Genomic DNA, 881 nt, shown 5'->3' on the forward strand with positions numbered 1-881 from the left:
AACGGCGCTCTGCACCCATCATGATTTTGTCTTTCGCTAGCTCAAACTCAACCATAGAGACATTGCGTTTGTTGCCACGTGCAGCAAATAGCGCAGCTTCGTTAACTAAGTTTGCTAGGTCAGCACCAGAGAAACCTGGCGTACCACGAGCGATTAGAGAAGGCTCTACGTCACCAGCTAATGGCACTTTGCGCATGTGTACTTTTAGAATCTGTTCACGACCGCGTACATCAGGAAGACCTACAACTACTTGACGGTCAAAACGACCCGGACGTAGCAATGCAGGGTCTAATACGTCTGGGCGGTTGGTCGCAGCAATAACGATAATACCTTCGTTGCCCTCAAAACCATCCATTTCTACTAGCATTTGGTTCAGTGTTTGCTCACGTTCATCGTGACCACCACCTACACCAGCACCACGCTGACGACCTACAGCATCGATTTCATCGATAAAGATAATACAAGGCGCTGCTTTCTTCGCTTGCTCGAACATATCACGTACACGAGATGCACCAACACCAACGAACATTTCTACGAAATCGGAACCTGAAATAGTAAAGAACGGTACTTTTGCCTCACCTGCGATAGCTTTTGCAAGTAACGTTTTACCCGTACCTGGAGGACCAACCATTAAAACACCAGTTGGAATCTTACCACCCAGTTTTTGGAAACGGCTTGGATCACGTAGGTAATCAACAAGTTCTTTTACGTCTTCTTTTGCTTCGTCACAGCCCGCAACATCAGCGAAAGTGGTTTTGATTTGTTCTTCGCTCATCATACGAGCTTTACTCTTACCGAAAGACATAGCGCCTTTACCGCCGCCGCCTTGCATTTGACGCATGAAGAAAATCCACACACCAATCAGTAAGATCATTGGGAAC

Annotated in this window: 1 protein-coding gene; it reads right to left on the reverse strand. The window is 46.8% G+C overall.

Going from position 1 to position 881, the window contains the following annotated elements:
- On the reverse strand, positions 1-881 hold an 881-nt coding region (locus R7Z49_RS24010; RefSeq protein WP_318112231.1), incomplete at both ends, for an ATP-dependent metallopeptidase FtsH/Yme1/Tma family protein.

The sequence above is a fragment of the Vibrio sp. 1562 genome (assembly GCF_033340155.1).
Classification (GTDB): Bacteria; Pseudomonadota; Gammaproteobacteria; order Enterobacterales; family Vibrionaceae; genus Vibrio; species Vibrio alginolyticus.